The following is a 25,752-nucleotide window of genomic DNA, read 5'->3' on the forward strand; positions in this document are numbered from 1 at the left end:
AAACCATGCTGCCGAAACTCGTTATAACTCACCGAGTACACGATGAGATCCTGCAACTGCTGGCGCCACATTGCGAGCTGATGACCAACCAGACCGACAGCACGCTGACGCGCGAGGAAATTCTGCGCCGCTGCCGCGATGCTCAGGCGATGATGGTGTTCATGCCCGATCGGGTCGATGCAGACTTTCTTCAAGCCTGCCCTGAGCTGCGTGTAGTCGGCTGCGCGCTCAAGGGCTTCGACAATTTCGATGTGGACGCCTGTACTGCCCGCGGGGTCTGGCTGACCTTCGTGCCTGATCTGTTGACCGTCCCGACTGCCGAGCTGGCGATCGGACTGGCGGTGGGGCTGGGGCGGCATCTGCGGGCAGCAGATGCGTTCGTCCGCTCTGGCGAGTTCCAGGGCTGGCAACCACAGTTCTACGGCACGGGGCTGGATAACGCTACGGTCGGCATCCTTGGCATGGGCGCCATCGGACTGGCCATGGCTGATCGCTTGCAGGGATGGGGCGCGACCCTGCAGTACCACGAGGCGAAGGCTCTGGATACACAAACCGAGCAACGGCTCGGCCTGCGCCAGGTGGCGTGCAGCGAACTCTTCGCCAGCTCGGACTTCATCCTGCTGGCGCTTCCCTTGAATGCCGATACCCAGCATCTGGTCAACGCCGAGCTGCTTGCCCTCGTACGGCCGGGCGCTCTGCTTGTAAACCCCTGTCGTGGTTCGGTAGTGGATGAAGCCGCCGTGCTCGCGGCGCTTGAGCGAGGCCAGCTCGGCGGGTATGCGGCGGATGTATTCGAAATGGAAGACTGGGCTCGCGCGGACCGGCCGCGGCTGATCGATCCTGCGCTGCTCGCGCATCCGAATACGCTGTTCACTCCGCACATAGGGTCGGCAGTGCGCGCGGTGCGCCTGGAGATTGAACGTTGTGCAGCGCAGAACATCATCCAGGTATTGGCAGGTGCGCGCCCAATCAACGCTGCGAACCGTCTGCCCAAGGCCGAGCCTGCCGCATGTTGAATCCGGTCTGGCTGAAGAGCCTGGTAGCGATCGTTCAAACAGGCAGTTTTCAGAGCGCGGCGAGGGCGTTGGGGCTGGCCCAGCCGACGGTGTCGCAGCACTTGCAGAAGCTTGAAGAGCAGGTCGGCGTAACGCTGGTGCAGCGCAGTCGTAGCGGCTGCCAGCCTACCACACGGGCGCTGGCCTTCATGCCGCATGCGACCGCCTTGCTCGACATGCACGCCCGGGCGCTAGAAGCCCTGCATGGCAATCGTGAGCGCGTCGGGGCCAGCTCCAACATCGGCACCTACCTTCTCCAGCCATTCGTGCGCAACTATCTGACGACCGCAAATGAGAGGGGCGAGGTGGATCTGCGCATCGCCGCCAACCCGGATGTGGCCGACCAGCTACTGGCGGGCCAGCTCGACGCCGCGATCATGGAATGGTGGCTACCTCACCCCGACTTCGAACACCGCCTCTGGCGGGTCGAGCCGCTGGTGCTTATCGTCAGCCCCGACCATGCGCTGGCTGAAGCAGGGTGCATAGAACGTGATCGTCTGGTGGACCTGCCGATGCTGGGAGGTGAACCGGGTAGCGGTACCGGACGGCTTCTGACCGAATACTTTGGCGAACTGGGCGTGCCTCGCAGCGGTATGCAGCTAGGCAGCACCGAGGCAGTCAAACAAGCAGTGAGGGCGGGACTCGGCGTGTCGTTGGTGATGGCTTCCGCAGTACAAGACGAAGTTCGCAGTGGCGCGCTGGTAGCTCTTCCCATCCCGGGGCTTGAAAAGCGTCTCCAACTGATCTGGCGCAAACCTCCCGGAAATCTGCACCCGCCGGGATTTGTGCGGCACTTATTGGAGGAGGCAGATCTAGCTGGATAAGGTGATGGATGGTTGCGATCCAGCGCTTGGCTTGTCAGCCTAGGGAAACTCTGAAAAAGACTTTCTGATTTGGCAAAATACCGCGACCCCACCCACCGAGTTTCCCGATGAAGCAGATGACCTTCGCCGACGCCGAGTACGCTGGCAAGCGCAAGCAAACCCGCAAGGAGTTGTTCCTGATCGAGATGGATCGGGTGGTGCCGTGGAAGGGCTTGATTGCTTTGATCGAGCCACATTATCCGAAGGGTGAAGGTGGCCGTCCGGCCTACCCGTTGATGGCGATGCTGCGTGTGCATCTGCTGCAGAACTGGTTCGGCTACAGCGATCCAGCGATGGAGGAAGCGCTGTACGAAACCACGATCCTGCGCCAGTTTGCCGGGCTGAACCTGGAGCGCATCCCCGACGAAACCACCATTCGACGACCTGCTGGAGCTGTACTGCGGCAACGGCAACTTCACTCTGCCGCTGGCCACCCGCGTGCGTCGCGTGCTGGCCACCGAGATCAGCAAGACCTCGGTCAACGCGGCGCTGGCCAATATCGCTGACAACGGCATCGACAACATCGAGCTGGTGCGCCTCTCCGCCGAGGAGCTGACCCAGGCGCTGAACGAGGTGCGGCCGTTCCGCCGCCTCGCCGATATCGACCTGAAGCGCTACGATTTCGGCAGCGTCTTCGTCGACCCACCGCGCGCCGGCATGGACCCGGACACCTGCGAACTGACCCGTCGCTTCGAGCGCATCCTCTACATCTCCTGCAACCCGGAAACCCTGGCGCAGAACATCGCCCAGCTGGCCGACACCCACCGCATCGAACGCTGCGCGCTGTTCGACCAGTTCCCCTACACCCACCACATGGAATCCGGGGTGCTGCTGGTCCGCAAGTGACCCGCTGCGATTGAACGCCGGCGGCCAACCGGCGCTCACATCCGTAACCCTCACGGATTACGGAGGCACACGCATGCTGGTATTCGAGTCGATCTACACCGAAGGTCTGGCGCAGATTTCCTATCTGGTGGGCGACAGCAAGGCCGCCGTCGCCGCGGTGATCGATCCGCGGCGCGACGTCGAGGTCTACCTCGACCTGGCGCGCGACAAGGGCCTGCGCATCGCCTATGCCATCGAGACGCACATCCACGCCGACTTCGTTTCCGGCGCCCAGGCGCTGGCCGAACGCTGCGGCGCCGAGATCATCGGCGGACTACGCCTTCGGGCTGCGTCAGGTGGACGACGGCGAGGTGCTGGAACTGGGTCAGGTCAGCCTGGAAGTGCTGCACTCGCCAGGCCACACCCCCGAGCACATCTCGCTGCTGCTACGTGACAGCCAGCAGGGCGAAGCGCCCTTCGCGCTGTTCACCGGCGATACGCTGTTCAACCTCGACGTCGGCCGCCCCGACCTGCTCGGCGAGGACAGCACCAAGCAGCTGGCAGCGCAGCTCTACGCCACGCTGTTCACCCGCTACCTGCCGCTCGGCGAACGCATCGAGATCTACCCCTGCCACGGCGCCGGCTCGGCCTGCGGCAAATCCATCGGTGACCGTCGCCACTCCACCCTCGGCAACGAATTGCTGTTCAACCCGGCGCTGAACCAGCGCCGCACCGAGCAGGAGTTTGTCGACTGGCTGCTCGACGGCATGCCCGAGCCGCCGCGCCACTATGCGCGGCTCAAGCAGCTCAACGCGCGCCCGCTCGAACGCCTGCATGGCCCGGCGCTGCCACCGCCGTTGGCGCCGGAGGAGTTCCGCCAGCGCACCGCCGATCACGATGCCGTGCAGCTGGTGGATGTGCGCTCGATCCTCGCCTTCGGCGGCGGCCATGTGCCGGGTGCGCTGAACATCGCGCTGCGCGACGAGTTCGCCAGCTGGGCCGGCTGGATGCTCGACGACCAGCGACCGATCTACCTGATCGGCGAGGACAGTGTGGAGGTCCACCAGGCGACGCTGCAGCTCTATCGCATCGGCCTCGACCAGGTCGCCGGCTACCTGCGCAACGGCATGACCGACTGGCAGAACGCCGGCCTGCCGCTGGCGTGCGTCATGCAGTGGACGGTGCACGAACTCGACCGCCGGCGCGGCGACCCCGAGGTCCAGGTACTCGACGTGCGCTCCCCCGAGGAGGTTGCGCAGGGCCGCGTGCCCGGCGCGCGGCATGCCTTCGTCGCGCACCTGCCGCAGCATCTCGAGCAGCTGGACCGGGACGGCATCGTCGCGGTCTATTGCGGCAGCGGCTATCGCGCCTCGATTGCCGCGAGCCTGCTCAAGCGCCACGGCTTCAACCGGGTCGCCAACGTGCCCGGTTCCTGGGCCGCCTGGCGCAAGCATGACCTGCCGGTGGCGCAGCGCTGAATTCGCCGCGGCACGATCCGCATCAGCTGAAGAATGGCCAATCGCTTTTTCCACCGGCCAGAGGCACAGGTACTGCCGGATAAGGCTGCGCCGTTATCCACCCTACGCCCCGTCGATCACCCGATGCGCAGGGTGGATAACGGCCAGCGGCCTTTCCCACACGTCAGTATTCGACTTGCAGTTCGGCGCTGCGCGGTTCGGCTTGGCAGGCCAGCGCCCAGCCCTGACGCACCTCGCTTTCGCTCAGCACCTGGTTGCTGCGCATGCTCACGCTGCCCTCCACCACCCGGCACTTGCAGGCGGCGCAGACACCCGAGCGGCACGCGCTCGGCGGTTGCAGGCCAGCCTGTTCCATGGCCTCCAGCAGCACCTCGCCGCGCGGCACGTCCAGCTCGTGACGGCGACCGTCGAGCGCGACCCGCAGGCGGCTGCGGCGCCCGCCCGGTGCGGCCGTCGGCGCTGCGGCGGCAAAGCGTTCCAGATGGATACGCGCCGCATCCACACCCCGCTCGCCCAGCGCGGCACCCGCGGCATCCATGAACGGTTGCGGCCCGCAGATGAAGGCGTCGGCGGCTGACCAGTCAGCGATCTTCGTGGCAATCGCCGGGCCGCTCGGCACACCCTGCTCGGCATCGAGCCAGATGCGCAGCTGCAGGCGATCGGGGTAACGCGCAGACCACTCGGCCAGCTCCTCGGCAAAGATGGGGGGCTCGCAGAATTCGGAAAAAATCGTACGCTAAGGTTTTCCGGGCATCCGTAGGGGCCGAAACTTCCCGTCTTCCAGTCTGCGGCTCTGCCGCCAGACGTAATCGCCGGTGAGGTTGATGTGCTCCCAGCCCAGCGGCGACAGGAATTGCAGCAGCTCGCCGTCCACCGGCTTGCCGGCCTCGACCAACCCCTGGGTGGCGCGCTCCAGGTACACCGTGTTCCACAGCACGATAGCCGCCGTCACCAGGTTGAGGCCGCTGGCCCGGTAGCGCTGCTGCTCGAAGCTCCGATCCCTGATTTCCCCAAGGCGGTTGAAGAACACCGCCCTGGCCAGCGAGTTGCGCGCCTCACCTTTGTTCAGGCCGGCATGCACGCGGCGGCGCAGCTCAACACTTTGCAGCCAGTCTAGGATGAACAGCGTGCGTTCGATCCGGCCCAGCTCGCGCAGGGCCACGGCCAGGCCGTTCTGGCGCGGATAGCTGCCGAGCTTGCGCAGCATCAGCGAGGCAGTGACGGTGCCCTGTTTGATCGAGCTGGCCAGGCGCAGGATGTCGTCCCAATGGGCGCGGACGTGCTTGATGTTCAGGGTGCCGCCGATCAGCGGCCGCAGCGTCGGGTAGGTCTGCACGCCCTGCGGCACGTACAGCTTGGTTTCGCCGAGGTCGCGGATGCGCGGCGCGAAACGGAAGCCCAGCAGGTGCATCAGGGCGAAGACGTGATCGGTGAAGCCGGCCGTGTCGGTGTAGTGCTCCTCGATCCGCAGGTCGGACTCGTGGTACAGCAGGCCGTCGAGCACATAGGTGGAATCGCGCACGCCGACATTCACCACGCGGGTGCTGAACGGCGCGTACTGGTCGGAGATATGGGTGTAGAACAGCCGTCCCGGCTCACTGCCGTACTTCGGGTTGACGTGTCCGGTGCTCTCGCCCCGGCCGCCAGCCCGGAAACGCTGGCCATCGGAGGATGAGGTGGTGCCGTCGCCCCAGTGGGCGGCGAAGGCATGCTGGTACTGGTGGTTGACCAGCTCGGCCAGGGCCGCCGAATAGGTCTCGTCGCGGATGTGCCAGGCTTGCAGCCAGGACAGCTTGGCGTAGGTCAGACCGGGGCTCGACTCGGCCATCTTGGTCAGCCCGAGGTTGATCGCATCACCGAGGATCGCGGACAGCAGCAACGTCCGGTCTTTGGCCTCGGCCCCGTCCTTCAGGTGGGTGAAGTGGCGGCTGAAGCCCGTCCAGTCGTCCACGTCCATCAGCAGTTCGGTGATCTTGATGCGCGGCAGTAACTGACTGGTCTGGTCGATCAGCGCCTGCGCCCGATCCGGCACCGCCGCATCCAGCGGGGTGATCTTCAACCCGGACTCGGTGAGGATGGCATCGGGCAGCTCGTTGTCCTTGGCCAGGCGGGCGACAGTGGCCAACTGCTCGTCCAGCAGCTGCAAGCGCTCTTCCAGATACTGGTCGCTGTTCGGGTTGATCGCCAGCGGCAGGGCCTGTTCCCGCTTGAGCGCGGCGAACTTCTCGGCCGGCAACAGGTAGTCGTCGAAGTCGCGGAACTGCCGCGAGCCCTTGACCCAGATGTCGCCGGAGCGCAGGGCGTTCTTCAGCTCGGACAGGGCGCAGATTTCGTAGAAGCGCCGGTCGAGGCCTTCCGGGGTGATCACCAGTGGCTTCCAGCGCGGCTTGATGAAGGCGGTGGGAGCATCGGCCGGCACCTTGCGCAGGTTGTCGGCGTTCATCTCGCGCAGCGTCTGCACGGCTGCCAGCACGCCCTGCGCGGCCGGGGCGGCGCGCAGCTCCAATACCTCCAGCAGAGCCGGCGTGTAGCGGCGCAGGGTGGCGAAGTTCTCGCCGACCAGGTGCAGGTGGTCGAAGCCCTCCGGCCGGGCCAGCAGCTCGGCTTCGCTGACGCTCTCGGTGAACTCGTCCCAGGGGATCACCGCCTCGATGGCGGCATAGGGGTCGCTGCCGGCTTCCTTGGCCTCCAGCAGCGCCTGGCCGATCTTGGAGTACAGGCGCACCTTGTCGTTGATCGCCTTGCCCTGCTTCTGGAACTGCTGCTGATGCTTGTGCTTCGCGCCGCTGAACAGCTTGACTAGGATGCGGTCGTGCAGATCCACCAGCTCATCAATCACGGTTGCAGTGCTCTCCAGCACCACGGCGGCCAGGGTCGCATAGCGCCGCTGCGGCTCGAACTTGCCGAGGTCTTTGGGCGTCATCTGCCCACCCTCGCGGGCCAGCTTGAGCAGGCGGTTCTGGTGGATGTGCCGGCCCAGGACTTCGGGCAAGTCCACCAGCTGAAATGTCTTCAGCCGCTCGATGTGCTCAAGCATGTGCCGAGAGTTGGGTTTCAGCGGTGCCTGGCGCAGCCAGGTCAACCAGGTGATGCTGCTGCCGGCCTTGAGCTTCAACAGCTCGTCCAGCTTGGCCCGATGCGAGTCCGTGAGCGGTTCAACCAGGGCGCGGTAGACCCGCCGATTGGCCCGTGCAATGGCCTCCGAGCAAGCCCGGTCGATCACGCTCAACGCCGGCAGGATGCGTCGCTTCTGCCGCAGGCTCTCCAGCGCCTGGCCGGCCAGCAGCAAGCCCTTGTCGGTCTGCTGGGCCAGTTCGGTCAGCTCGCGCACCAGGGCGCGGAAGTCGGACAGGCCGAACGGGGCCAGTTGAAGGTAGGTGCGCAGTTCCTGGGCGTGCTCGCGACGGGTCACATCGCGCTCGCCGTACTTCGTCCAACTCGCCGGATCGGTCTGGACTTGCTTGGCCACCCACAGGATGACCGGTTCGGGCAGCTCGCTGTCAGTGCCCAACGCATAGCCGGGGTAGCGCAGCAGGCAGAGTTGCACGGCGAAGCCGAGGCGGTTGGCGTCGCCGCGCCGCTGACGGATCAGCGACAGGTCGGAGTCGTTGAAGGTGTAGTAGCGGATCAGGTCATCCTGGCTTTCTGGCAACGCGAGCAGGGTGCCCCGCTCCGTGGCCGAGAGGATCAAGCGACGCGGCATGTGTCAGTCGTCCGTGCGGAGGTACTGGTAGAGGGTTTCCCGGCTGATGTTGAACTCGCGGGCAAGCTGCGCCTTGGGCTCGCCGGCCGTCGCTCGCTGCCGCAGGGTAGCAGCCTGCTCATCGGACAGGGCTTTCTTGCGGCCCCGGTACGCGCCACGCTGCTTGGCCAAGGTGATGCCCTCACGCTGCCGCTCGCGGATCAGGGCGCGCTCGAACTCAGCGAAGGCCCCCATCACCGACAGCATCAGGTTGGCCATCGGCGAGTCCTCGCCAGTGAACACCAGGCCCTCCTTCAGGAACTCGATGCGCACGCCGCGTTGAGTCAGCTTCTGTACCAAGCGACGCAGGTCATCGAGGTTGCGGGCCAGCCGGTCCATGCTGTGCACCACCACTGTATCGCCTTCGCGGACGAAGCTCAGCAGCGCTTCGAGCTGGGGGCGCTGGGTGTCCTTGCCCGATGCCTTGTCGGTGAACACCTTGCTCACCTGTGTCTGTTCCAGCTGGCGTTCCGGGTTCTGGTCGAAGCTGCTGACCCGGACGTAGCCGATGCGGTGCCCCTGCACGATGTCTCCTTGGTTGAAGGCGGCTTAAGTGCTCCTTCTGTTCCGTTGTGCCTCAAACCCCGTTTCTGTCAGGCTGAAATCTATGACCTTCGCAGGCATGTGTCAAAAATGCGAAAGATGACTCTATTCTGACTAAGCGGCGCGGCCCTGCCTGACATCCAGTTAGGGTATACCTCAAATTGACACTGCGTATTCCAGAGAACGTGATGACGGAAGGTTGAACCTTCCGTCATAGCGCATCTGGTTTGGCCTCCCGTCAGCCAACCACGGGAAACACTGACTCGATCATTGGAGAATGGTCAGCTTGGCCTTGAGATCAATGGCTCTCGCGAAGTTGTGGTAATTCGGCGATGTTCGCTGCACCTGCGCGTGCAATGCTTTCAGCGCCGCCGAATCCGCCGACGACTCCATTTCGACCTCATACTCGACCTGGTCGTACCCTGGATTGATCCCAGGATCGATTCCAAGAAAACCTCTCAGATCGAGGCTTCCCTTCGTGCGGATAGTCAGCGATTGCAACTCGATGTTCATTGCCGCCGCATTTGCCGCGTAGGTTGCAGTCATGCATGCGTTCAACGCAGCCAGGATCAATTCTTGTGGATTAGCGGCCGTGTCGGTACCGAGCAATTCTGCCGGTTCGTCCGCGTCGATGACAAAGCCGCGCGCCAAGGCCGTGTCACCTAGTACGAGCGGCATGGTTCGCGCACGCGTCCGGGTGCCACCCTCCCAGGTTGTCACGACGCCGAACGTCGCGATGCCTGCGGCGGGCTTTGCTGCGACCTGATCTGCAAACTCACGCAATGCGCCGACGTTGATCCCGTTGCCGGGAGTTCCTTTAATGTTTGTGTTCATTTCTCGTTCCCCCATTATGTGTTACGCCCGGCCATCACGCCGCCGTCAACGTCCCAGATTGCGCCCGTCACCCATGCTGCCTTGTCCGACAACAGGAAGAGGATGACCTCGGCGACGTCTTGTGGCGTCCCAACCCTGCCGATTGGGTGGAAGCTGTTGAATCCCTGTAAGGCGCCATGAACCTCGGCCTTGGGTATGAATCCCTCGTAAATCGGCGTTTCGACAACCGCCGGAGAAACGGCATTGACCCTGATTTGTTTGGATGCCAGCTCCATCGCAAGGTGCTGGGTCAGCGAATGCAAACCTGCTTTTGCCATCGAATACGCGGACGACGGCGTAGCCGCAATCGCCTGCTTGCCCCACATCGAGCCGATGTTCACAATGGCGCCGGGACGCTCGCTGGCCACGAGATTGGCCACGACTTTTTGTGTGATGAAGAAGAACGCTTTATTCAACGTCAAATATTGTTCGTAATCACTTTCCGTGTGCTCAAGAAACGCCTTCGGGAAGAACACCCCAGCCGCGTTGACCAGAAGATTGATGTCCTTGTGGTGTTCATCGATGGTATGCAGGAGTCGCTTCACATCTTCGGCTCGCGAGAGATCGGCAGTCAGGGCGGTCACGGTGCCCAACGACGACAGCGCCTTGCGGGCCTCTTCGGCCTTGTCTTCACGGTGACCGACGATGACGACGCTTCCGCCTTGCTCAAGAACCATGCGGGCAGTTTGCAGTCCCATCCCGCTAGTGCCGCCGATGACCAACAACTTCTTGCCATTAAATTCAGTACTCATAATAATCTCCTTAACTACCAACTAAATGGTAGGGTTGTGTTGCAAAAAAAGTGCCGACCTCAGGTCAACACGGTGGAAAGAAAAGTGTTTCCAACTTCGGCCGGTCCGCGTGACGACCGCATGCCACGGCCCACCATCATCGAGCCTTCCAACGCGCACAAGAATGCCTCTGCGAGAGCCTCTGGGGTGGAATTCGAGGTGATCAGCGCGGCACGCTGACCATCGGCAACGACAAGAGTCAACCAGTCGAGATTGACTTTAAAGAATCGCTCGACCTCGCTCACAACGGCGTCCGGCAGCGAGTCCGACTCGGCACCCAACATGCCGCAGACACAAAGGCGCCGGTCCTTGGCGAAGGTGCGTTCGAAAAGTGCCGCATACGCAGTTAGCCTGTCAGGCGCTTTCGCATGCTGCCCTTCGATGCTCAGCAACTCCTCACGAAACCGGTGCGTGTAGCGCTGTGCGACCACGGCCACGAGTTCACCCTTCTTGGGAAAGTGGTGGTGGATACTTGGTTTTTTGATGCCTACCAACTGGGCCACGTCGTCGTATGAGAAGCCGTTGTAGCCGTGCTGCTGTACCAACCCTTCAGCGGCATCGACCACCCGCTCGGCGGTCGGCGAGATTTCGGAGAAATGCTTCATGCAAGCGCCTCATTTGATTCGGCGACTGGCAGGTGGCCTGTCTTGACCAGGATGGTGCAGCCTGTATTGCTGAAGGGACGGTGAGCACTCAAATGCGGACTGCGCATCCATGTGCCGGTAGGGTAGCTTCCGAACTCATCCTCAAAGACGCCTTCCAACACATAGATTTCTTCACCGCCGTAGTGACGATGCGAATTGAATCGTGTCCCCGGGGCCCAGCGCACCAAAGCCGTATGTTGTGTGTCGAACTCAGAAAGTGGCATCACCGACAGACCCGGCACGAGGCCTGGAAACCAGGGGCCGTTACGGGTGTCGACCACGGTGCGTTGGCTGTCGGCTAGATCAAGATGGCGCAGCTTGACGAACAACGTGCAACCCGTCGCGGAGCTCGGTGCATGCGAAGAACCTGGTGGATTCTTGATGTAAGTCCCAGGCCCGAAGGTCCCGGATTCGTCGCTGAATTCGCCGTCCAGGACCAGAATCTCCTCGCCCAAGTCGTGCTTATGATTTTCAAAAGCGGAGCCCGGCGCGTATCGCACGATCGAGGTGGCACGCGCCACTTCGTCGCCATCACGCTCCAGTAACTGGCGTTGAATCCCGGTCGCTGGCGAATCGACCCACTGTAAGCTTGAAGGCTCGACGACAACACGCTGCGAAAGATCTGAATTGAGTTTCATGGCTTTATTTCATCTACCGACTACTTGGTAGGTAAGTTATAAGATCCCGATTTGTTTGTCAAATAGCTTTCGCCATTTTCTTTCATCCATTGAAAAAACAATGAATTGGTTACAAGAACTCGCGAAGCTTAGCGTACGATTTTTTCCGAATTCTCTATCGTCCCCATAAAGGCGTTTGCAGACGGGCTCGGTGTTGATCGCGGCGATCACGATATCGCCGTGCTCGGCCTCCCTACTGCGGTCTACGATGAGAAGATCGCCCGAGAAGATCCCGGCGCCCTGCATGCTGTCGCCCTCCACCTGCACCAGATACACGTGAGGTGCACGCAGGTCGAACAGCTCGTCGAGGGAGATGTGACGCTCCAGGTGATCCGCCGCTGGCGAAGGGAACCCGGCCGGCACACGGAAGGAGTACACCGGCAGCAGCATAAGGCCGCCCGTCGGCGCGCCCAGGAAGGTGATGGTCATGGCAGATCAACTCAAAAGGATATCTGTATATTTATACAGTAAACTGTCAGAGCGTTCCTACGTCAATGCGCGGATGCCTGGCAGCCGACAAACGAGCGAGGTGGGTATGTGTGGGAGGTACTCGATCTACGAGAGCATGGACGACTACCTGCGGCAGTTGGCCCTCGATCTGGTGGTCATCAACGGATATGACCATGAGCGGATCAACCGTTACAACGTGGCGCCTTCTACTCGCGTGGAGGTGATAAGGCCCGCCCCGGGAGGACTGAACGTCGATCGGGTGAAGTGGGGATGGTCGCCTTTCTGGGCGAAGGGGAAGAGGGTCGACCCGATCAATGCGCGGGCCGAGACGGTGATGACAGGGAAGTTCTTCAAGTCGCTTTGGCCGAATGGCCGAGCCTTGGCGCCGGCCAATGGGTGGTTCGAGTGGATACCCGATGTTGCAGATCCGAAGCGCAAGCAGCCTTACTACATCCAAGCGGCGGACGGTAGGTCATTGTTTTTCGCGGCGTTGGCCGAGGTTCATCCAGGGCTGGAACCAGATGAACGCAGTGGCTTCGTTATCGTGACTGCTGCGGCTGATGAAGGTTTGGTGGATATCCATGATCGTAAGCCGTTAGTGCTTACTCCTGAGCTTGCCCGAGAATGGATTGATCCAGGCATAACAACTGAACGGCTGGCAGAAATAGTCCAAACAGGCTGCCGGCATAGTACCGACTTTCAATGGTTCCCAGTGAGCAAACAGGTCGGGAATGTTCGCAATCAGGGGCCGGAGCTGATAAAACCGGTTTAACCGTTTTGGGTAAAGTCGGACAAAATACACATATCTGTAAATATGCAAGGTGATCGATTGAAAATAAAGGTTGGTAGGGTCCGCGATTACTTGGTTGCCACACTGGAAAATACCCAGGCTCACGCAAATGAAGCCCCTGAGCTCATGCATTTGATTGCTGAGATGGATGATATTTTTCACGATGAGATTTTCTCTATTCCGCTCTCACAAGAGCCGACAGCAAACTTGCTTATGATAAATGCATATACCATGCTTCTGGCTGGGATTAGAGAGGCCTTGTCTGGGCATGTTGTTTGCGTTTTTCCAATAGTTAGAGCTGCGTTAGAGTCTGCCTGTTACGCTTATCTCATAGCAAATGACGCTACCAAGGCTGATGTTTGGCTTGAAAGACATTCGTCGGATAATGCTGTAAAGAGGTGTCGGAATGTATTTACTGCTAAAAAAGCTGTGGATATTTTAAAGTGCAGTGATCCGGTGATGGCCGATTATGTCTGGGGGTATTACGAGGCCTCAATAGATTTTGGTGCGCACCCTAACACCAAGTCTGTGATTGGTCATCTGTCTGACTCCGGGTCGGTTGGAGAAGGTTTGCATGGGTTTGAGCTTACTAGCGTGTACGGAGAAAATAGCTGGCAAGTCAACCACGCCTTGTTTGTCTGCGTTGAGGCAGGGCAGGCCATCGCGTATTTAATAGCGGCCTCAATCGCAAATCACCCTTTGATTCACGAGCGTAGTACAGTATTCCAAGGCTGGGTAGATGCCAAAAATCGGATGGTTGAGGAGCTAACTGGTGAAGCTTGCGATCGCAGTACGCCAGTCTATTCTTCCGTTAGCCCGCCGCTTTGACTACATCGAAGAGGTTGCTATGCTGAATATAAGTGAGAATGCATTCAGGGATTATATATTCAATAACCATAGAGAAGATTTTTCCTCTTTGATTGCAGGGCGGAGGGAGCCGGTGGAGTGGTACGGCGAAGAATTTCCACCGCTTCATTTCTTGCTACGCCGAAAGGTTGAACGTGCCATAAATGAAATTCTGGATCAGCTGGAAGAATTGGTCTTAACGGCTAAGGAGCTACGGCTTGAAAAAAATGGTCCTCATCCGACTCGCGTGGATCTTTTTGGGTGCTCAGAGTCTACGGGCATCACTATCATCGAGTTGAAAAAGTCGCAGCAAACCGAACGCCAAGCTTTTACTGAACTCTTAGCCTATGCAAATCACTTCTGCTCGATATTTCCTGGAGTTAACGAGACGGCAATCACCACTGTGTTGGTTGCGCCGATGGAGACCAGAACGGTAAAGGATGCATACGTTCAAGAGCTATTGCTGAATAAGAAGAACATTGTATCTCTTATTCCTTCTTGTCAGGATGGGCGCTATTGTCTTAATGTATTTTACCCTGATGAGAATTACTACAAATGGTTCGAGAATAACGTATTCAATGATCACTCCATGACCTGTGTGACCATGTCGTTTCCGCTGATTAAAGGCTGGATAGACTCTGAATATAGCGAGCCTCCGCAGTACGCAAAAGATGCGCTGAATCAAATAAGCAACTCTATTGCGCAGGTTTTAGAGTCCAAAGGGTTCCATTCTATAGTTTATGCCTCTCAGAAGTGGAGCGAGATCGCGGGTCTATTCCCCTATCCTAATATGATTGTTGTGGCGGCAATGAATCCATTTTCTTCGGTGAGAACGTATGCTGAGGATGATGAGATAGGGGGAAGATCTGCACCCGGGAGGCTGACTGAAGTTCAGTTAATTTATAACCAGCTAACCAAAGACGGTCAGCGCTTTAACTGGCTTGAGACGATGGAAAGTGACTTTACCGGTCGTTTGATTCGAGCCGTCCGCGATCAGCTGGAGTTCTGCCTTCTGAATGATTCGCGATCAATACATGTCGAAACTGGACTGCCGGATTGGTATGGGTTCAAGACGAGTATGGTGGATGCGGTATTTACACACAATTTGGAGGCGCATACTACTGGGCTCTTGAGGGAAGTGTATACTGAATATGTTTGTTATCTATATGAAACTGGCCAACAAGAAGTGATGTTTGGTTATCAGATGTTAACTCCGTTTCTCGCAGTGTGGGAGATTTGTCGTGGCTTCGGTTACGAATCGGAGTAATAGCATTCAGGGAAAAAGGCCACCGATTGGTGGCCCTTTTTTCATGTAGCTATAAGCTGTCTAGCAAGAGCCATTTCAACAGAGTCCCCATCCTGGTTCAGTGAGTCGAGCCCGGATTCCGGTACATCGCCCGAAGTGCTCTGCGCCACCGCGATCTTCTTGGCCATCAGTTGCAGGCAGGTAATCTGCGAGCTGCCGGCGTAGCCGAAGAAAATCACGCGGACCGGATGTTTCTGCCCAATCCTCCACGACCGCCGCGCGGCTTGCTGTAGGGTGTACACGTTGTACCCCGTCTGCAGGAACGCGATGGTTGGGAAGTCCAGCAGGTCCAGCCCGGTCTTGACCAGCTCCGGGTTGGTGAGCAGCACGTCGATACCGCGGTCGACCTGGTCGAGGATCCAGTCCTCGCGCCGAGCCGTTTCAACCGTGGCCCGCAGTACCGCAACGCGCAGACCGGCCTGCTCGAGGACCTTCTTCAGCCTGGACGTGGTATCGCGCGTCCCGCTGTAGACGGTGTATGCAAGGACCTTGCGGCCTTTCGCTTTCTCCTCGAGGCATAGGTTCAGCAGCGCCTGCTCCTTGGGCATCAGTTCATCGTCGCCGAAGAGCGCCGGCACAAAGGCTAGCGTGTCTCGGGTGCGAGGATGTTTGACCATCTCCGATCGGAAGCAGCAATCCGGCCAGGCCAACAGCACATTGAGCACCACTCCCAGAAGGGTGGTGTCTCTCCGGGCCAGAGCCTGGCGGAGTTCAGCTGTCAACGTGGCCGCCAAGCGCAGGTAGGCCGAGGCCTGCTCCGGCGCCATGGGCACGTCGATGAATTCCTCCTGGTAGCTGGGCAGCACATTGCCGCCGATATCCTTGAGTTTCAGGAACACGGTGAATGGCAGCACGAACCGGTGGATGCCTTTAGGGCCGAAGCCTGGGGCCTTCACGGTGCGTACCGACAGCTTCTTGCCCTTGGCGGTCTTGTGCGAATCGCCATCGCGCTCGGTGTAGATGTCCTTGAGCACGCCGTGATCGCGCATGAACGACATGGCTGCAGGCGCCATGCTGCCGCGTGCGTTGGGTCGGTAGCCGTCCTCGATCATGCGCTGGGTGAGGATGCGGAACAGGAGGTAGAACAGGTCGTCGGCGTAGCCCCCCATCAAGGTCCCGGTGAGGAGCAAGGTTTTACGCGCCTTCGCAGCCAACACTCCCATGGCCTGGCCTTGGGCCGAGCCGCTGTTCTTGTACTCATGCCCCTCGTCGACAACCAGCAGGTCGAAGAAGCCATCGGGTAAGTAGCGCTTGATGAACTCTGTCGGCTGGTAGCCGCCTTCGCCGAATCCGAACTCGATGTTGGCCATCGCCCGCTCCATGCGTTTGGCCTGGCGGTCGCTGAAGACGAAGTTGCCTTTCGCGTCCATCAAGTTGATGAACTCTGAGACGTTGTCCACCAGCATCGAGGCCAGAAAGTCCTCGCCGAAGTCGTTCAGCAGCCGGTCCGCCCGGACCGGGCCGATCGTCGGTATCCGGCACATCGACTTCAGGATCGTCGAGCGTCGGTCCCCACCATCGGCTTTGCCTGGGCGCATAAGCGTCCAGAGGGCAGCGTTGCAGGCCGTGCAGTTGCGACGGCGATCACCGCGCTCGAATTCGTCCACGGTGACCAGGTTGCCCTCCAGGTCCTCGAGGACCTGGCCACAATCTGGACATGCTGCCAGCAGCTGGCCACCTGCAGTACGCCGTTTCCAGCAGGCGAGTCGCCAGTGGAAACCCATCCGCATCCTGACTCGGCCGAGAATGAAGAACTCCGGCCGGCCGTCGTAGGTTTGCCCCGACTGGTCACGCAGCTTGAGCAGCTTGACCAGCGTGTCCGGGCCGTTGAGTACCCAGACGCGGGCGTCTGGCGTGGTTTCCAGGATCTCACGTCGCCACTTGTAGACCAGGTGGGGCGGTGAGATGACGAGTGTCCGACGGTAGCCTGATGCATGCATCACTGCAGCGACAGCGATGGCCATCATCGTCTTCCCGGTACCCATCTCGGCGTTGATGATCGCGGCTTGCTCGTTGCGATCGAGCAGTAGCGCCGCAATAGCTTGGACAACCTCAGCTTGCGCCACGAATGGCGTTCGCTTGAGGTTCGCCATCACGGCCTGCCGCTGTTCGTTAATGCTGCCGGTGTAGACCGGAGGGTTGGAGCGGTTGAGAGATTCCAAGAGCTCGTCGCCGAACTCGTCGATGAAATCGGTCAGGTTGATATTCAGGGGGGAGTTGGCCGAGGCGGCCGCCTGGGTCAGTGCGTTCATGTGCATCTCCTGCAGGGAAAACAGGGCATGCACAAACCCAGACGGGTATGGACATACCCTGTGGGTTGGTGTGGGGTGGGGAGCTGTTGTGGCGCTGGTCAGTAGTCGCTGGGAAGTAGCAGGGTAGTGGAGCTGCGGTCGGCTTCGGTGATGATCCAGAGCCTGGACTCGTCGCCGGCGTCGATGTCGTAGCTTGAGAACAAACGGTCTCCATGGGTAAGCGCGAGCTGATTGGAGGATCGATCGTCATCGCATAGCTCACCCCAGTCGCCAGCAAGATGGCGTTTCAGCGCGGGAGTAGGGTTGAGCTGCCCGGTTTCGACCAGATGGCTGACAGCAGCGGTCATCATGATCTGCCCCGGGTTGAACAGCGGCGTTGCAACTGACTGGTCGGTTGCAGGCGTTTCGTCGTTGCTCGCCGGTGAGGAACTGATGATCAGCACCTGGCCGTGGTTCACCGAGGAAGGTGTCATTTCCCAGGCGCGGATGATCGGAATGAACCGGTCGGTGAGGATCCTGACTTCTGAGACGTTACCCTTCTCGTCCTCAGTGAATTCGGTCTTGCGCACCTTGTCCTTGTAGGTATCACCCTTCACGACCAAGGTCCGCCCCGACTTCGAACGTACAACACCGGAGATTGCGCCGGCGGCCAGGGCCAGTGCGAGGTGCCAGCGTGAAAGCTCGCGGACAGGGGCTCGGGGTTGAAGCCCGGTTTTCCCGAAGTGCAAGTTGAAGTCTGGCCAGAGGCCCCGCAACCGCAGGATCTCGGAGGCGAATTGCTCCGGCTCCAGGGTAATGCGGTAGAAGTGCTCCAGCTCGCTAGCAGCTGACGGGACGAGGTACGGCTCCCATGTCCAGTTGGCTGGGATCTCCTCAGCTTGCTCCTGGCCGGCGCCGATCGCCTGCAGGCGAGACCTCACCTGGTTGGTGGAAACCCGGGCCAGGTCCTGCCGACGTACACGGATGCCGAAGATCACCACCTGTTTGAAGGTGGGGTCTGCAGCACCGTATACACGCATTTCGGTGAAGTGGTTGCTCAGCCATCCAGTGAACTCGTCGTCCAGCACGTAGTGAGGAACGATGAGCACCATGACGCCGCCGTACTGCAGAAGCGGGAGGCAGCGTTGATAAAAAGCTTTCTCCAAGCGCCGGCGGCCGCTGCCTTGGTACTGGGATGCACCGGAGTGATCCGCGACGAGGTCACCGTAGGGTGGGTTGAGCCAGAGCAAGCCGAACGACTGGCGGCTGATCAAGGTGTCGAAGAGGTCGCTGTGCAGCACCCGATCGAGCAGGCCACGCGCGTGATCCGCGCGTTCGCGATCGTACTCGACGGCGAATGCTTGGACCTGGTCGCGGCCCAGGAGGTGAGCTGCTTCAGCAAGGGCAACACCCTCGCCGGCGCAGGGGTCGCAGATCCTCATCCTGCCCGAGGTGGCGGGAGTGAGCGCCTGCAGCGTGCGTTCGAGCGTGATCTCATCGGTGGGGTAGTAGCCGTTGCGGGCAAAGTTGCGCGCCAGGCGCGGAAACATAAGGGCCATAAGCGTTCCTTGAGTCATAGGTGAGCCCAGGCCTACGCCTGAGCTTCGATAGTGAGTTCGCCGCGACGGATCAGCTCTCCGAGGGAGGGCTCGAGCACGTCGAGCTGAAGAGCGAGCCGCCAGGCGCAGACGTTGCCGATCGCCCCGGGTAGGGCAGTCAGCATGCGGTGCTGGGTGAGGACTTCCATCACGGGCTCGTGCCAGTGGGGGAGAAGGGGAAGCGGGCAGGTCTCGATCACCAGTGGCCAAAGCCGTTGGTGAGGGGCTTCATTGCGCTCCAGGAGGGCAAAAGCGAAGTGATTGGCTTGGTCGGGCACCGAAGCGCGCCGATCGAACAGCCAGAGGTGCAACATGCTGCCGAATAGGGTGCCGCGGAATTGCCGTGTGGTGCGCTTTTCCAGTAGGTCATGGTTAGGGAAAACGGGAATGCTCCGCCCGTCGACGAGAATGTGGAACTGCTCGATGCCATTCTCTTCTCGGCCAAGTGTGAGCCTGGCCAGAAACTCCTGCAGTGCGGTGTCACGACCCCAGGCCGACATGAACACCAGGTTGCGTTGCTCGTCGCACACACAGGCGTCGACGTACAGGTCCGGGCATTCTTCGATCTGGAACAAGGGGGATGGGTGCATGATGGCCTCCGTAGTGGAGGCGTCCGTCCCAGAGGGCGGAAGCCCCCCGGGGTGGTCTGGTGGTTAGTTGAAGGTCCTGGTGTCTGGATCGAACACCACGGGTTTCTCATTGTGCAGTGGCCCGTGACCAGCAAGGAAAATCTGGATGCGATACTGGTCACGCAGGCGGATAGCGGCCTCCGCCTGGTCCAGTGTGAGCTCCAACTCCTCGATGAACAGGTCGACGAGCTCCTCGTCAGTCGACACCTCGTTGTTGGACAGCTGGTCCTCGATGTTCGCGAGGGTTTGTTTGCTCAAGTTGCTGAAGATGGCGTTCATGGTGGTGCTCCAGGTAGAGAATGGAGCCCCCCGAGGAGGCCCCTCAGGGTGCGTGGTTCAGGTTGACCACGGCAGTGGTGTGGCAGGGCGCTTTAAAGCGAGGCCCTGGTCCAGGTTTGAGTTTTGAAGTCCATGGTGAAACCGAGCTGGTCCAGTCGGGTGCATTGGGCGCGAAGCCGTTGTCGGTCAACGGTAGTGTCGAGCCTCACGGTTTCGCCCAGTGGCCACACCGTGCCAAACAGCTCGGCATCGATGTCGTTCGTGCTTGGTGGTGCCGTTGGACTCATCCCGAAGGGCTCATCCGAGGCGAAGGCATCAGTTTGGGGCCGTCGCGCCGGTGTATTTGGAGTCCGACGTGGCGGTATCGGTGTGGATGGTGGCCCGTCCTCTTCAAGAGGGTCAGGGACGTTTGTTGGCAGGTGTTCTTCGTCCTCGCGACTGAGACCTGTGACATCCTCCAGGGTCATGCCCTCAAGTTCAGCCCTGATCTCAACAACGAGTCGACCGCCGTGCGAGTAGTACGAAGGTCGAATCTGCTTGATTGCGAAGTCACCTCGGTATTTACCCTCCTGGTACTGATCCAGGAGAGCATCCTTGATGGTGAACTCACCGATCGAGGTACTGAGGCGGCCGACGTTGAAGAGCCCGAGTCGACCGGAGATGGTGCGGATGGCCAACTGGCCGGTGATGGAGATCATGTGCGCTCCCCGTAAGGCATGGGGAACACCAGCGGGTGCTCCCCGCGAGGTGGAAGGTGATCAGTAGTCGAACAGAGGCAGACCGTAGAGAACGTTGCTGTTGGGGTCGATGACCAGGAACCTCACTTCAGCCTGAGCGGCAAGGGTGAGCACTTGGATGGTCTCCTCGCTGAAACCCTCGGCGGCTTGCAGAGCTTGAAGTGTCGACAGGTCGTACCCCCAGTGCTGTCCCAGATGTTGGTCGGTCCAGGGCGTACTGAGAAGTTTGAAGCCGATGGCGTCACTGTCGGGCAGGGTGAAGCACTCGAAATGAAGCAGAGCTGTATCAGCAGTTTCTACGAGTGCCTGCAGCTCCTCCCAGTCCTCCTCGGGCAAGTGTGCCGAGGCGATCTCGAACGCTTGGCTGTAGCAAGGATGAGGTACAGGGTGATCGCCGGTAGCGATGTGGAATGGGTTGGGTGATTGTGCCATGTGGCGTGCTCCTGGTTGAGAGAAGCCACCCCAGAGGGTGACCCCTCTGGGTGAGTAAAAATGGCTGTGTCAGGCGGGGTCTGCAGTGTGCTGCAGCTGGATCTGGATGTAGGATGGCTCGTCCTCGGGGGTCACGATTTGCAACATGAGGGCGACCCAGTCACGGTCGCGGCCGGTGTGGCGCTTCGTGTACACACCGAAGGACAGAGCACTGGCCTGAGGCTGCTGCTTGAGCTCTTGCCACGCCGCCTGGACGACAGTGGCGAGGCGTTGGCTCATCTCGGCCACCCGCATGGGGTTTTCGAGATAGACCGCCCGCATCCAAGCCGGGTTGTCCAAGACTACAGGAAGGGTGAGGTATGCCTCGGATGAGGCGGGGGAAAACGACATATGAGGTCTCCAAATAAAGCGAGGCCTCGTCCGCGAGGATGAGATCCCCGCAGGTAGGTAATGTAGAAGGCACTCCATCACTGGGTGATGCGATCGCGCTGCCGAGTGCTCGGCGATCTTGGGTGGGTTGGCGCAACGCGCTGGAGCCTTAAACCCTGGCTCCGGGAGGCACTGTCAACGACAGTGAACCAATACGGAATTCGTTTCCCGGACTGTAGGCTGAGGCCTCACAGTTGCCAGGTGTCTGCTTTGAAAGTCCCCCCGAAGGGATACCCTTCGGGGTGGAGGACTGGTGATACAGGGTGGGTCAGATCATGTCTTCGTAGATCTCTTCCCAGAGGTTGGAACTAGCTTCCTGTACAGCGCGGTAGTGCTCATCATCGAGCTGGAAGCCTTGCCGTTCTGCCTCACGTTTGAACAACTGGTCGTGAGGAAAGGTGAGAGCTGCATACTGATCGCGCAGCGTAGTGAGCAGGCTCATCTCGTACAGTTCGAAGTGTTGGCCACAGCGATCCAGGGCGAGGTTCGAGCTAGCTTTGATTGAGTCCGCGAACCGCCGCTCAAGCACGTCTACGCGGATGAAGGCCCCGGCAACTCGTTTCTCGAAGGGATTGGTGATGAACATGACGCCATTGAAGACTTGGGTGGCTTCAGACATGGTGATTCTCCGATGAGGGGGTCACCAACCCGCTCGGGTGATGTACCCGATAAGGTTTATAAGAGCGCAGCCGAAGGATGTCTGGTTGTTACAGCACGATGGCATACGTCGCATCGATTGGTACGTAGAGGAGTTCGAAATTTCGCTCGAAGTTCAGCGGAGGCATGATGTCTCTCCATTGAGGATCATCAGCCAGATCGGGTGATGTTCCCGATACGGTTAAGTGAAATGCTACAGATCATTCGGATCCATAAGACCCTGTATGACCCTGATAAGGCATGTATTAACCCGAAGATCCTTGGGAGTTATCTCGCCTCGGGCATAGGCCATGTCAGCTAGATGGTATTCACGGCCGCTGAGTTGCGCATAGACATCAACAAGACGATATCTGTCATTTGACAGTTCATCATCCGTGATTGACCAGGATGAGGCGAAGTGAGGAAGCAGCTTGGCGTAATCGCACCACTGCATGTTCGTGTAGTCTGGGATTCGCACCCCGTTATCATCGATCTCACAGCCCAGATGCGCGAATGAGGTCGAGTAGTACAGCCTAGGTTTCTGACCCTGGTTACGCAGCTCCTGAATATCTGAGCGCGCGGTAGCGAAGTCAGGGAAGCACTGCTGAATATCTCCAGCGACAGTGATGCAGTAGGGCATGGCGAAGTCCTTTGTGAGGAAAACGCCTCCCGAAGGGGATCGTCGTCCCCTATTGGGTAGGAATCAGGTTAGTGATCAGTGGGGGAGCGCAGTCGGGACTGTGCTGGCTTTGCGGTTGAGCACGTTAATCGCGAAACCGCTCAGCCCAATGAAAGCGCAGGCACCGAAAACAATGTCGCCGAGGATTACAGCGGCGACCAGGATTAGAAGGTTCAACGCGAACAGGATTTTCATGACTGCCTCCTTGGCAGAATATGAAGGCGCTGAAATCAGCGCCTTGATAGGGGTTATGCAGCCTGGTTGGCTTCCTTGGGAAGATCATTACCGAGGACAGGGTCGAGTTGCTCACCGAATTGGTCGGCGACTGGCTGTCCCTGATTCACGGGTTGCTCAGGTTGTTCCTGATTCAACGTTTGATCAACACCAGGTTGTCCCTGATTGTCAGTGGGCGGGGTGGCATTTTTCGGCTTCGCTTCGTAAACCAGCTTGCCGTCAACTTTGATCCAGCCGATGAAGAGCAGACGGCCTTTGAGGCTTGCGCCGGCCTGGCCCTTCTTGTCGCCTTTATCATAGGTGAAAGCGTCAGCCCAGATGTCGCCGATTCGGAAGGAGACGAGCACCTTCTTTTTGGCTTCAACGGCCTGCTGGCAGCGTTTAACCAGCGATTCTGCCTCAGCACCGACAACGTTGCAGTCGATGTAGGAATACTCGGCTTTATCAGTCGCGCCGTGCAAAGCTGCAACGGTGACACAGGTGAAGGGCTTGCCCTTGCGGGGGCTTACTTCACGGATACGGTTGAGGTAGCCGATGCCAGTGGTGTGCAGGTCGAAGAATTTGGCTTCGTTGGATTGGTTGCTCATGGTGATTCTCCAGTTTCAATAGCGAAAGCGGAGAAACACTTCGCCCATGGGGGAAAGTATTCCCCGCGTGGGTTGGGATGTAGCAAGTTGGGTGGGCTTCCATCAATCTCTCGATTGATCAATCGCGCTTCCGGAAGCTTGGCGATTTTGGGGAGATCAACACCGCAGTGGGTGTAGCAGTCTTTCAGATCATGACTGCTCGGGCTTGGGTTACTGACGACGTCAGCAGCTCACGGTCACAAGGATGGAAACGGAGAAACACATTGTCAAGCCCTGAAAGAAAAAAACCCTCCAGGTGGAGGGTTAAGTAGGGAAAATCGATGATCAATGTGCTCGAAGAATCTTCTGGCACCGGCGTTTGATATTAGGCCAATCGGCCCAAACTGCCATGCCGACGCAGATGACGAGCAGGGCGGTGAACATGAGGATGCCGAATGTGGTTTGGCTCATGTCATTCCTCCGGGGTGAGGTAAATGCCTGTGATCCAGATTACAACACCTACCACGAGGGCGAAAGCGGTCAGGAGACGGCTAGTGCTGAGGAAGATACCTACGAGGGCGGCGGCAACGGCCGTCGTTCCGATCTTGCGAAGGTCGTCTGCCACAGCGGCACGTTTTTTTGAAACCATGGCGTTCCTTTGATCGCCAGGCCCTCACCTTGCCAGGTGGGGTGCCTGGCACTGGGTGAGGTTGGAGGGAGTTAGATCGCAACTGGAGCTATGAGGTCGTTCAGCGGGCCCATACGCAGCTCTGATGCTTTGGGTTTGCTCGGCTTGCGCTGACGGGTACGGCGCTTGGTCGGTGGTACCGCTTTGGTGTTGTTTTCGAACCACTGGTTCAGATCAACACCGCGGCGTGCGAGGGTTGGAATGCGGCAAAGCTCATCCCAGTCGCTGCGGGTGGGTGCTATGTTCGCGAGTTGTACAACAGGCCGAACATGTGCTGGGACTACTGGGGCTGGACGTTTCATGGCGCGCAGGAACTCACGGGTGAGGGTGCCGAGCGCGTAGCCAAAACGGAAGCCGATGGAGGGTGCGGACATTGCGGTCATGGTGTTTCTCCTGCGGTTAAAAAATGCGGAGAAAACACTGTCCCTAACGGGGAAATGTATTCCCCGCTGGGTTTGCGGAAGGAGCTTCTATCGACGGAGGTCGACCGGTCGTGCTACCAGAAGCTAAACGACCTTGGGCTGGTGGATCACACAGACTTCGTGCTGCAGCATTACGGATCCGAGCTGCATGGGGCATGTTGCTGACGACGTCAGCAGATCACGGCTTAATAATCGGAGCGGGGAAGGGTTGTGTCAAGCGGAGGGGGAAAGGGGGGAGAGATGGAGGGAGAAGTCCGGCTGGATCAGCCCTTGAAAGGTGACCCAGCCGTGGTTGAAAAAAAAAGTTGAAGGAGCCACCTGTGTCGGAATCGTCGATCCCTGGGCATTGATCGTTTCGACTCTCATCACCTGGCCATTCTCGTGGCTTTGGCCAGCAAACATGAGGCACGCATCCGCGCACAAAAGGAGCCCGGCTTATCGCCGGCGGGCCACCGGCAAAGGAGAGAGTACCCATTGGGTAGCCTCATGGACCTTCGACAAGTCCATCAGGCTACCCAAGGGGAAGGAAAGAGGAGGGGCCACATTACCAATGTGGCCCTTGGATCAAAGAAGCACCGAACCTCTTGAAACTCTATGTGCCTGTGAACTCGATCATCACGAGTTAGACGGCTGCGCGACTAGAGAGAGCAGGGAGACACAGGGAGAGCTTTCAACCAGATCCGCACGCCCTTCCCGGAGCTATAGCGTGCTTACGGTTTGGTGTTGAGGCGAACCACAACACCTGGGCGCTACTGATGACCGTCAGTAGCCAGCGGGGTTGAACCAAAACTGATGTCATTATGGGTTGTACCATGGCCGGGATGCAAGGCTCGTAGGCTTTTTCGCGAGGCGTCAACTGTCAATAGACCGCAACGACTGCCCCCTCTGGGACGGGCGCTGGAACGGCTATGGCCATGTTACCCACCTTCGGTGAGAACAACTGGCCAGACCTCTTCACACCAACGGTGGCGGACTCAGTGCGCTCGGTCAGTGCAGCCGGCAGGCCGGCAGGAACCGTTCCCGCGATGTAGGTGTAGGACACACCACTCACGATGTATGTGGCGATCCCGCTTTGCTTGGTGTACCAGCTTGGAAGGTTCAGGGATGAGTCCGTCGGTGCTCCAGTGAACCCAGGGTTGGTCCGGGCATACTCTGCTGCGGCCGAGCGGTAGATCAACATACTCCGGCTGAGGGCATCGATCGTGGCCTGCTCAGTCACGGCCTCATCGGTGTGCTGCACCTGAGTGAAGATGCCTCCTGCCACGATCAGCAGGGTCATAGCGATCCAGTAGATGTACATGAGGAAATC

The 25,752-nt window shown here is 59.5% G+C and carries 29 protein-coding genes and 2 pseudogenes; 9 read left to right on the plus strand and 22 right to left on the minus strand.

The features are described 5' to 3' along the window. The first annotated feature begins 5 nt into the window (after positions 1-5). The 6 genes and pseudogenes from ptxD (at position 6) to LU688_RS07135 (ending at position 4,221) form a co-directional block, all read left to right on the plus strand. Positions 6-1,016: a phosphonate dehydrogenase PtxD gene (gene ptxD / locus LU688_RS07110; RefSeq protein WP_094867759.1), complete on the plus strand. Its 1,011-nt coding sequence runs from the start codon at positions 6-8 to the stop codon at positions 1,014-1,016. Further along, complete coding sequence (locus LU688_RS07115) at positions 1,010-1,879, plus strand: LysR family transcriptional regulator (RefSeq protein WP_010466239.1); 870 nt, start codon at positions 1,010-1,012, stop codon at positions 1,877-1,879. The genes ptxD and LU688_RS07115 overlap by 7 nt, the downstream gene beginning before the upstream one ends. A 107-nt stretch (positions 1,880-1,986) precedes the next feature. Further along, a pseudogene (locus tag LU688_RS07120) lies at positions 1,987-2,295 on the plus strand (IS5/IS1182 family transposase); the annotation flags it as partial. 1 nt (position 2,296) lies between these two features. Then, a pseudogene (locus tag LU688_RS07125) lies at positions 2,297-2,764 on the plus strand (methyltransferase domain-containing protein); the annotation flags it as partial. 73 nt (positions 2,765-2,837) lie between these two features. Beyond that, a complete protein-coding gene (locus LU688_RS07130) occupies positions 2,838-3,197 on the plus strand; it encodes an MBL fold metallo-hydrolase (RefSeq protein ID WP_230357762.1) in 360 nt (119 codons plus the stop codon). Further along, positions 3,100-4,221 (plus strand): rhodanese-like domain-containing protein, encoded by a 1,122-nt coding sequence (locus tag LU688_RS07135; protein ID WP_232881381.1) that lies wholly within the window; start codon positions 3,100-3,102, stop codon positions 4,219-4,221. The genes LU688_RS07130 and LU688_RS07135 overlap by 98 nt, the downstream gene beginning before the upstream one ends. 163 nt (positions 4,222-4,384) lie before the next feature. On the opposite strand, the gene LU688_RS07140 is transcribed toward LU688_RS07135, so the two are convergent. From LU688_RS07140 to LU688_RS07175, 8 genes are all read right to left on the minus strand, one after another. Further along, positions 4,385-4,840, minus strand: coding sequence for a 2Fe-2S iron-sulfur cluster-binding protein (locus LU688_RS07140; RefSeq protein ID WP_232881379.1), 456 nt, complete (start codon positions 4,838-4,840; stop codon positions 4,385-4,387). A 117-nt stretch (positions 4,841-4,957) separates the two neighbouring features. After that, positions 4,958-7,924 carry a Tn3-like element TnAs1 family transposase gene (locus tag LU688_RS07145; RefSeq protein ID WP_010921731.1) on the minus strand — a complete coding sequence of 989 codons (2,967 nt, stop codon included), beginning with the start codon at positions 7,922-7,924 and terminating at the stop codon, positions 4,958-4,960. Between the two features lie 3 nt (positions 7,925-7,927). Continuing rightward, complete coding sequence (locus LU688_RS07150) at positions 7,928-8,488, minus strand: recombinase family protein (protein ID WP_010921730.1); 561 nt, start codon at positions 8,486-8,488, stop codon at positions 7,928-7,930. 285 nt (positions 8,489-8,773) lie between these two features. Then, positions 8,774-9,340, minus strand: a complete 567-nt coding sequence (locus LU688_RS07155; RefSeq protein ID WP_004574805.1) for an OsmC family protein — start codon at positions 9,338-9,340, stop codon at positions 8,774-8,776. Between the two features lie 14 nt (positions 9,341-9,354). After that, positions 9,355-10,131, minus strand: a complete 777-nt coding sequence (locus LU688_RS07160; RefSeq protein WP_004574804.1) for an SDR family NAD(P)-dependent oxidoreductase — start codon at positions 10,129-10,131, stop codon at positions 9,355-9,357. Positions 10,132-10,190: 59 nt separating this feature from the next. After that, the gene (locus LU688_RS07165) at positions 10,191-10,775 is read right to left on the minus strand and encodes a TetR/AcrR family transcriptional regulator (RefSeq protein ID WP_004574803.1); all 585 of its coding nucleotides are present in this window, start codon (positions 10,773-10,775) and stop codon (positions 10,191-10,193) included. Beyond that, the gene (locus tag LU688_RS07170; RefSeq protein ID WP_004574802.1) at positions 10,772-11,452 is read right to left on the minus strand and encodes a cupin domain-containing protein; all 681 of its coding nucleotides are present in this window, start codon (positions 11,450-11,452) and stop codon (positions 10,772-10,774) included. The genes LU688_RS07165 and LU688_RS07170 overlap by 4 nt, the downstream gene beginning before the upstream one ends. Before the next feature lie 36 nt (positions 11,453-11,488). Next, complete coding sequence (locus LU688_RS07175; RefSeq protein ID WP_232881378.1) at positions 11,489-11,920, minus strand: LexA family protein; 432 nt, start codon at positions 11,918-11,920, stop codon at positions 11,489-11,491. 106 nt (positions 11,921-12,026) lie between these two features. Between LU688_RS07175 and LU688_RS07180 the strand changes: the two genes are divergently transcribed. From LU688_RS07180 to LU688_RS07190, 3 genes are read left to right on the plus strand one after another with little or no spacing between them, the layout of a single operon-like run. After that, a complete protein-coding gene (locus LU688_RS07180; protein WP_028692962.1) occupies positions 12,027-12,713 on the plus strand; it encodes an SOS response-associated peptidase family protein in 687 nt (228 codons plus the stop codon). Positions 12,714-12,770: 57 nt separating this feature from the next. Continuing rightward, positions 12,771-13,559 carry a hypothetical protein gene (locus LU688_RS07185; protein ID WP_081011201.1) on the plus strand — a complete coding sequence of 263 codons (789 nt, stop codon included), beginning with the start codon at positions 12,771-12,773 and terminating at the stop codon, positions 13,557-13,559. Then, a complete protein-coding gene (locus tag LU688_RS07190; RefSeq protein ID WP_028692963.1) occupies positions 13,504-14,844 on the plus strand; it encodes a hypothetical protein in 1,341 nt (446 codons plus the stop codon). The genes LU688_RS07185 and LU688_RS07190 overlap by 56 nt, the downstream gene beginning before the upstream one ends. 41 nt (positions 14,845-14,885) lie before the next feature. On the opposite strand, the gene LU688_RS07195 is transcribed toward LU688_RS07190, so the two are convergent. From LU688_RS07195 to pilM, 14 genes are all read right to left on the minus strand, one after another. Next, positions 14,886-17,135: an SNF2-related protein gene (locus LU688_RS07195; protein ID WP_028692964.1), complete on the minus strand. Its 2,250-nt coding sequence runs from the start codon at positions 17,133-17,135 to the stop codon at positions 14,886-14,888. Positions 17,136-17,233: 98 nt separating this feature from the next. Continuing rightward, entirely contained in the window at positions 17,234-18,673 is a 1,440-nt protein-coding gene (locus LU688_RS07200) for a DUF6094 domain-containing protein (RefSeq protein ID WP_023629560.1), read from the minus strand. Positions 18,674-18,705: 32 nt separating this feature from the next. After that, on the minus strand, positions 18,706-19,302 hold the full coding sequence (locus LU688_RS07205; RefSeq protein WP_023629561.1) for a hypothetical protein: 597 nt from the start codon (positions 19,300-19,302) through the stop codon (positions 18,706-18,708). A 63-nt stretch (positions 19,303-19,365) separates the two neighbouring features. Beyond that, entirely contained in the window at positions 19,366-19,620 is a 255-nt protein-coding gene (locus LU688_RS07210) for a hypothetical protein (RefSeq protein WP_023629562.1), read from the minus strand. Positions 19,621-19,712: 92 nt separating this feature from the next. Next, positions 19,713-20,318 (minus strand): DUF3275 family protein, encoded by a 606-nt coding sequence (locus LU688_RS07215; protein WP_023629563.1) that lies wholly within the window; start codon positions 20,316-20,318, stop codon positions 19,713-19,715. A 60-nt stretch (positions 20,319-20,378) separates the two neighbouring features. Beyond that, entirely contained in the window at positions 20,379-20,789 is a 411-nt protein-coding gene (locus LU688_RS07220) for a DUF5983 family protein (RefSeq protein ID WP_023629564.1), read from the minus strand. Positions 20,790-20,858: 69 nt separating this feature from the next. Next, positions 20,859-21,179, minus strand: a complete 321-nt coding sequence (locus LU688_RS07225; RefSeq protein WP_031314724.1) for a hypothetical protein — start codon at positions 21,177-21,179, stop codon at positions 20,859-20,861. A gap of 307 nt (positions 21,180-21,486) precedes the next feature. Further along, a complete protein-coding gene (locus LU688_RS07230; protein ID WP_023629565.1) occupies positions 21,487-21,837 on the minus strand; it encodes a hypothetical protein in 351 nt (116 codons plus the stop codon). 231 nt (positions 21,838-22,068) lie between these two features. Continuing rightward, a complete protein-coding gene (locus LU688_RS07235) occupies positions 22,069-22,494 on the minus strand; it encodes a hypothetical protein (protein ID WP_023629567.1) in 426 nt (141 codons plus the stop codon). A gap of 75 nt (positions 22,495-22,569) precedes the next feature. After that, complete coding sequence (locus tag LU688_RS07240; protein WP_023629568.1) at positions 22,570-22,728, minus strand: hypothetical protein; 159 nt, start codon at positions 22,726-22,728, stop codon at positions 22,570-22,572. A gap of 53 nt (positions 22,729-22,781) precedes the next feature. Beyond that, positions 22,782-23,354 (minus strand): STY4534 family ICE replication protein, encoded by a 573-nt coding sequence (locus LU688_RS07245; protein WP_028692967.1) that lies wholly within the window; start codon positions 23,352-23,354, stop codon positions 22,782-22,784. Positions 23,355-23,678: 324 nt separating this feature from the next. After that, positions 23,679-23,804: a hypothetical protein gene (locus LU688_RS07250; RefSeq protein ID WP_023629570.1), complete on the minus strand. Its 126-nt coding sequence runs from the start codon at positions 23,802-23,804 to the stop codon at positions 23,679-23,681. A 249-nt stretch (positions 23,805-24,053) separates the two neighbouring features. Beyond that, positions 24,054-24,404: a hypothetical protein gene (locus tag LU688_RS07255; RefSeq protein ID WP_023629572.1), complete on the minus strand. Its 351-nt coding sequence runs from the start codon at positions 24,402-24,404 to the stop codon at positions 24,054-24,056. A gap of 898 nt (positions 24,405-25,302) precedes the next feature. After that, on the minus strand, positions 25,303-25,743 hold the full coding sequence (gene pilM / locus LU688_RS07260; protein ID WP_023629574.1) for a type IV pilus biogenesis protein PilM: 441 nt from the start codon (positions 25,741-25,743) through the stop codon (positions 25,303-25,305). Between the last annotated feature and the right edge of the window lie 9 nt (positions 25,744-25,752).

The organism is Pseudomonas soli, assembly GCF_021283165.2.
GTDB lineage: Bacteria > Pseudomonadota > Gammaproteobacteria > Pseudomonadales > Pseudomonadaceae > Aquipseudomonas > Aquipseudomonas soli.